The organism is Pseudomonadota bacterium, from assembly GCA_026388215.1.
Lineage (GTDB): Bacteria > Desulfobacterota > Syntrophorhabdia > Syntrophorhabdales > Syntrophorhabdaceae > JAPLKF01.
This window is the reverse complement of the sequence record JAPLKF010000173.1, coordinates 1-5,960: the sequence shown is the minus strand read 5'-3', so window position 1 is coordinate 5,960 and position 5,960 is coordinate 1. Positions and strand designations below refer to the sequence as shown.

Genomic DNA, 5,960 nt, shown 5'->3' with positions numbered 1-5,960 from the left:
CAGTAGCAAAAATCCTTTGACAAAGAAGTTTACTAATGCTAAACATTAAAAAGTGTAAATTTAGTCATGGATGAAAAAATCATCACCCAGAAATTAAAAGAAATCCGGTTAATCAAAAATCTTACCCTGGAAAAAGTAGCAGAATTAAGTGGCCTTACCAAAGGCTATCTCTCGCAGATTGAAAATTCAAAGAATCCACCACCGATCTATACACTTTCGAAAATTTCAAAGGCTTTGGGTGTAGATATTACCGAGTTTTTCTCAAAGACACCAGAATCTATTCAATATCAGGAGATGTCTATTACCAGGAATAATGAACATTTAACGATGGACAAACAAGGGACTGCATACGGCTATATATACGAAGACCTTGCACCGAATAAAAAAGGCAAAAATATGGAGCCTTTATATGTTACCGTTGGATTTGAGCAGAAAGCAGATATCCATGCAGATTTTAGGCATGAAGGTGAAGAATTTCTGTATGTCCTCGAAGGGAAGTTAGAGTTTTTTTACAAAGGAAAAAGCCATGTTCTCAATGAGGGAGATTGTGTCTATTTCGACGCAGATATCCCTCACTCAGGAAGAAGTATAGGGGATAAGAAGGCAAGATTGCTTATAGTAATTTACTCATACAAGAGGCTGTAATTTTTTGCCAATGTTGTTTAGAGGTACTAAACATCTAAACCTTTTAAGGAGTAGAGTATGGCAGTGTTAATCACCGGTGGTGGTGGTTTTACAGGCGCATACCTGACAAAAGAATTACTCAATAGGGGGGAGAAAGTTGTTGTCTTCGACCTTTTTCTCAACGAGTCATTCAAGAAAATCACCTCTGAAAATTTTGTGTTCGTGAAAGGGGATGTGAGCAACTGGCCTGTGGTGTTAAATGTAGTGAAAGATAACAAAATAGATGCAATTTTCCATTTAGCAGCTATTTTATCCGTTCCTTCTGAAGCAAATCCCTGGGCCTCTGTGAACATCAATGCCCTTGGTACTTTCTATGTGTTGGAGGCTGCCAGACTATTTCAAGTGAAGAAGGTTCTCTTTACAAGCTCTATCGGGTCCTATGGTGTGAGTCATGACACCATAGTTACCGAAGAGACTGTACAGAGGCCCATCATCATGTATGGGGTTACAAAAGTTTTCGGTGAGTTGTTGGGGCTCTATTATTCGAGAAAATTCGGAATAGATTTTCGCGGAGTGCGGTTTCCCCAACTCATCGGTCCCGGTGTTGCATCTGCAGGTATAGCTCAGTATAATCCCTTGCTTATAGAAGCAGCTATTAAAGGGGAACCTTTCAAGGTCTGGGCGCCGGAAGATACTGTAATGCCGATGATGTACATAAAAGATGCAGTGAGAAGCTTGATAATGCTCTACGATGCACCAGAAGAAAAACTTTTCACCCGTATGTACAACGTAGGACAGATAATGCCACCATCAACGGCAAAGGAACTTGTGGACGTGGTAAAGAGATATTTTCCTGAGGCGAAGATCACCTTTAAACCTGATCCCGATGCGATAAATATACTGAAAACTATCCCGAGAATCATAAAAGGCGATAAAGCAGAAAAAGAGTGGGGATGGTATTTCAGCTATTCATTAGAGGATATGGTGCGGGACTTCATAGAAGAGTTCAACAAAATGCGAACTCCGTGAAAGGAAAATTTTTAAAACGGGAGGATGTATGGGCGATTTCTGGAACCATGAATTTGAAACAATGCCATGGGATGAATTGCATAAATACTGGCTTGACAGATTTAATACCCTTCTTGCCTATACCAAGGACAACTCTGCTTTCTATAAGAATCATTTAAAAGAGATTGACTCCTGTACATCATTTGAAGCTTTAACCAAAGTCCCTGTAATGACGAAAAACGAGATACGCGATGCACAGCAAAAAAGTGACAGGGGTACTCCTCTCGGTACTATTCAGGTTGCAAAAACAGAAGACATCGTTCAGGTTATATCATCTTCCGGTACTACGGGTCGTCCAGTCTATTATGGCATTACCCAGAAAGACCTGGAAGCATGGAGGGATGCCCTTGCCACCTTCACCTATAATGCAGGTATAAGGAAGGGTGATATTGTAGCTCATGTGGTAGGCACCCCTATTTTTGCCGGTGGTGAGCCATATTTTGGAGGGATGAGACATATCGGAGCAACGGTTGTCTGGGCAGGTGGACTTGCAACAGAGAGACTTTTTGAAACATTGCGGAACATGTATTGTACCGCCATCCTCGGGACTACCTCTTTTGATCTATATCTGGCAGAGAACTGCAAGAAATACCTCGGCATTGATGCAAAAGACCTGGGAATTAAAAAGATTTTAGGTGGAGGTGAGCCAGGTCTCGGCGAGGAACCAATACGTCGTCGAATCAAGGAGCTATGGGGCGCAGACACAGTAAGGGAGATCATGGGATTGGCCGATGTCATGCCCGGTATGTGGTCAGAATGCGAAGAAGAGAATGGGATGCATTTTACTGCCCAGAAATACGTGATGGTGGAACTCACCGATCCGGAGACCGGACTTCATCTCCCATGGGAACCTGGAGTTTGTGGAGAACCCATATATACAACCATAGTGAGAGAGGCGACCCCGATCATAAGATATGCCTCCCATGATTATATCCGTGTTGAAGGGGTGGATTGCCGCTGTGGCAGAACGTCCCCGAGAATCCGCTGCATCGGGCGTGTTGATGACATGCTGATCTACAAGGCAATGAATGTTTTTCCTTCCGCAATCAGGGATGTAGTGGTTAAACATTTCGAACTTCAACTTACCGGATATATCCAAGTAGTGAAGGACTTTGCCGGACAGGTCCGTTTTGACTCACCCATCCCCGTGGATATTGAAGTAGAATCATCGGAGCACGACCCTAAAAAGCTAAAATGGGATATTGAAGATAAAGTCAGGGAATTATTAACCGTGAGGATTGAAGCAAACCTGGTTCCTTCTGGGACGATTGAAAGGACAGCGTATAAAACACCTTTAGTGCGGGTTAAGAAGAAATAGATTATAGGTAATAATATAACGGTGGGAGAGGAAATATGCTAATATGGTTATCAAGGAATTCACCGGATGTGTTCGAAGGAGGTGATTTCAAGCAATACACAAAATAAAAAGGAGGGCCTTACAATGAAACAGAAAAGGATAATAATTTTATTTTCGTTATTAATGCTGTTTGTCCCGTTAATGATTGGACAGGTCAATAATGTAATAGCGGCAGAAAAAATCCTGAAAGTCGGAACAACTCTGCCTCTCTCTGGGCCAGCAGCAGGATGGGGTCTGGGGCTTTCAAGAATGAATGACTTTTTTGCTGAAGACATCAATAAAGCAGGTGGGCTTAAAATAGGAAAAGATGTATACACAATCAAAACCATATCCTATGACCATAAAGGTTCACCCTCTGAGGCAGCAGCCAATGCAACTAGGCTGGTATCACGGGACAAGATACAGTATTTAATTGGTGGTGTAATTGCAGCAACCGGAATGGCTGAATTACCGATTACCCAGCCTGCAAAGGTCATCACTACAAGCTTATGGTGGGGTAAAGAGATCTTGGGTCCTGACAAACCTTACTCATTCAGGCAAACGATTTCTCAGAACGAGATCGCTCCAGCAATGTATACATGGATAGCAAGGAACAATCCTAAAATAAAGAAAGTAGCCCAGATTAATCCGAATGATACAAGTGGATGGGATACAGCCGCTGCAGTGAGAGAAACAGCAAAGGCTAATGGTATGGAGATAGTTGCTGAAGAGTTTTTCGAACGGGGTACGAAGGACATGTACCCATTTCTTACAAGGATTCTGGCGAAAAAACCTGACCTTATAGATGTGGCTGTTACCGCTCCTGGTGATGGAGCTATGATAGTGAAACAGCTTTACGAGCTTGGTTACAAAGGAGCAAAGGCATGGACGTGTGGTACAAACCCTATTCAAATTATCCAGCTATGCGGTACAGAAGCTGCTGAAGGTTTGTGGTTTGCCTATGGTCAGGACTTGGAAGGTCCTAAGAGTAGTCCTGAAACCAGGGCCTTGGCTAAAAGATACATGGCAAAATTTAATGAGCCTCTGGCTCCTCATCACGTAACCTCATACGCCATGCTTGAAATCTTTACACAGGCCATGGTAAAAGCAGGTACTACCGATACAGATGCAGTATCAAAGGTTGTAGAGAAAACACACAAGTTTAATACCTCATTTGGGCCTTTCGTTCTTGTTGGAAAGCAAAAATACGGCATCGATCGTCAATTTGTGCACCGCATGATGCTCGCCCAAGCAAGAGGGGGTAAGGTTGTTGAGATAGAATGGTTGCCGTTGCCAGGATTAGGGTTACCAGAATATTAAAACCTGATAAAGGTAGATGTTAATTTTCATGTAGTAAAAAGAGAGCGAGGAAGGCTAAATGCCTTCCCGCTGCTTTTTTACTCAACACTAATAGACGACGAAATACCGGGTAAAGATAATGCTGAGCGTATTGTATGAAGTTTAGTGCAAAAAATTAAGAGGTAAGTGAAATGGAACTGTCTTTACTTTTACAGGGCGGTCTTAATGGCGTAATGCTTGGATTGAACTACGCACTCATTGCCCTTGGGCTTAGCCTGATTTTTGGGATTATGGGTATCGTTAACTTTGCCCACGGTGAAATGTATATGCTTGGCGGTTATGTTACTTATTACTTATTTGGGTTATTTGGTCTTAATTATTTTGCAACATTAATCGCAGCAGTAATCATGGTGGGATTTCTCGGAGTTCTTCTTGAAAAGATTATTTTCCGGCCTTTAACTACACGCCCTAAAGAAGCGTTAACCTCTTTGATTGCAGCTGTTGGACTAGCCTGGGTTTTTCAGATGTTGGCAGTCATATGCTTCGGGGATCTGGATAAAGATGTACCTTCTGTTTTTAAAGGCATAATAAACATGGGAGGTGTTGTTATAACTGCAGAGAGACTGGCTGCAATAATTATCGGTATAGGTTTGGTCGTAGTTCTTAATATCTTTCTTCTTCGGACAAAAGTAGGCAAAGCTATACGTGCCGTTGCCCAGGATAAGGAAGCAGCCGCCTTGCAAGGGGTACACGTAAGCCGTATAAGTGCTTTATCATTTGGTATTGGTTGTGGATTAGCTGCTGCTGCAGGTGCGTTAATGGCACCTATTTTCGTTATTAACCCTTTTCTCGGGGGCGAGGTTATTTTGAAGGCTTTCCTTGTAGTGATTCTCGGGGGCATGGGGAGCATCCCTGGTGCTATGCTCGGGGGTCTTGTGCTTGGCTTTATAGAAAGTTTTGGTTGCCTGTTTTTTAACGTTCCTACAGTAAGCGTTCTTACCTTTACCCTTATCATCATAATATTAATTGTGAGACCTCAAGGACTTTTAGGTCATGATTAAAAAACGTATAGCGGTATATATTGGTTATATAGCTTTACTGACTAATATAATTTTTGCTTGCAGTTTAAACACCATATTAAATATTGGAGAGCTTAACCTGGGTCATGCCGCTTTCATGGGCATCGGAGCATATGCATCCGTTTTACTGGTAATGAGGCTGTCCTTTTGTTTCTGGTCTGCCCTACCTATAGCAATGATTGCATCAGCGATTATGTCTCTTCCTATCGGTTTACTCACATTACGGTTCAGTGGGGCATATTTTCTCCTTTTTACATTTCTTTTTGCCGAACTTGTACGAATGCTACTAAGTAATTTCTGGATAGGTCTATTTGGGGGTATTCCAGGATTGACAAATATCCCCCGTCCTTCCATAAACATCACCGGTTTATTAAATATAAACTTTAACTCTAATATACACTTCTACTATCTGGTACTGATTTTGGTAGTATTCACTGTCTTGATTATGCACAGGATAGATTTATCAAGGTTAGGCATGGTGTTTAAAGCTATAAGCCAATCGGAGAGCCTTGCTGAATCTATAGGTATAAGTTCTATGAAATTTAAGATACTTG

Annotated in this window: 6 protein-coding genes; 5 read left to right on the top strand and 1 reads right to left on the bottom strand. The window is 41.9% G+C overall.

Annotated features, from left to right (window positions below):
- Positions 1-66 precede the first annotated feature (66 nt).
- From NTU69_09815 to NTU69_09795, 5 genes are all read left to right on the top strand, one after another.
- Entirely contained in the window at positions 67-645 is a 579-nt protein-coding gene (locus tag NTU69_09815; protein MCX5803806.1) for a cupin domain-containing protein, read from the top strand.
- Positions 646-702: 57 nt separating this feature from the next.
- Positions 703-1,653, top strand: a complete 951-nt coding sequence (locus tag NTU69_09810) for an NAD-dependent epimerase/dehydratase family protein (protein MCX5803805.1) — start codon at positions 703-705, stop codon at positions 1,651-1,653.
- Between the two features lie 28 nt (positions 1,654-1,681).
- Positions 1,682-3,010, top strand: a complete 1,329-nt coding sequence (locus tag NTU69_09805; protein MCX5803804.1) for a phenylacetate--CoA ligase family protein — start codon at positions 1,682-1,684, stop codon at positions 3,008-3,010.
- Between the two features lie 123 nt (positions 3,011-3,133).
- Positions 3,134-4,348 carry an ABC transporter substrate-binding protein gene (locus NTU69_09800; protein MCX5803803.1) on the top strand — a complete coding sequence of 405 codons (1,215 nt, stop codon included), beginning with the start codon at positions 3,134-3,136 and terminating at the stop codon, positions 4,346-4,348.
- A gap of 170 nt (positions 4,349-4,518) precedes the next feature.
- Entirely contained in the window at positions 4,519-5,388 is an 870-nt protein-coding gene (locus NTU69_09795; protein MCX5803802.1) for a branched-chain amino acid ABC transporter permease, read from the top strand.
- Positions 5,389-5,490: 102 nt separating this feature from the next.
- Here the strand turns inward: NTU69_09795 and NTU69_09790 are convergent, their stop codons facing one another.
- Positions 5,491-5,760, bottom strand: coding sequence for a hypothetical protein (locus NTU69_09790; protein ID MCX5803801.1), 270 nt, complete (start codon positions 5,758-5,760; stop codon positions 5,491-5,493).
- Between the last annotated feature and the right edge of the window lie 200 nt (positions 5,761-5,960).

Coding starts and splice junctions, on each gene's coding strand:
- NTU69_09815 (MCX5803806.1), top strand. CDS start 67: ATGGATGAAAAAATCATCACCCAGAAATTAAAAGAAATCCGGTTAATC.
- NTU69_09810 (MCX5803805.1), top strand. CDS start 703: ATGGCAGTGTTAATCACCGGTGGTGGTGGTTTTACAGGCGCATACCTG.
- NTU69_09805 (MCX5803804.1), top strand. CDS start 1,682: ATGGGCGATTTCTGGAACCATGAATTTGAAACAATGCCATGGGATGAA.
- NTU69_09800 (MCX5803803.1), top strand. CDS start 3,134: ATGAAACAGAAAAGGATAATAATTTTATTTTCGTTATTAATGCTGTTT.
- NTU69_09795 (MCX5803802.1), top strand. CDS start 4,519: ATGGAACTGTCTTTACTTTTACAGGGCGGTCTTAATGGCGTAATGCTT.
- NTU69_09790 (MCX5803801.1), bottom strand. CDS start 5,760: ATGGAAGGACGGGGGATATTTGTCAATCCTGGAATACCCCCAAATAGA.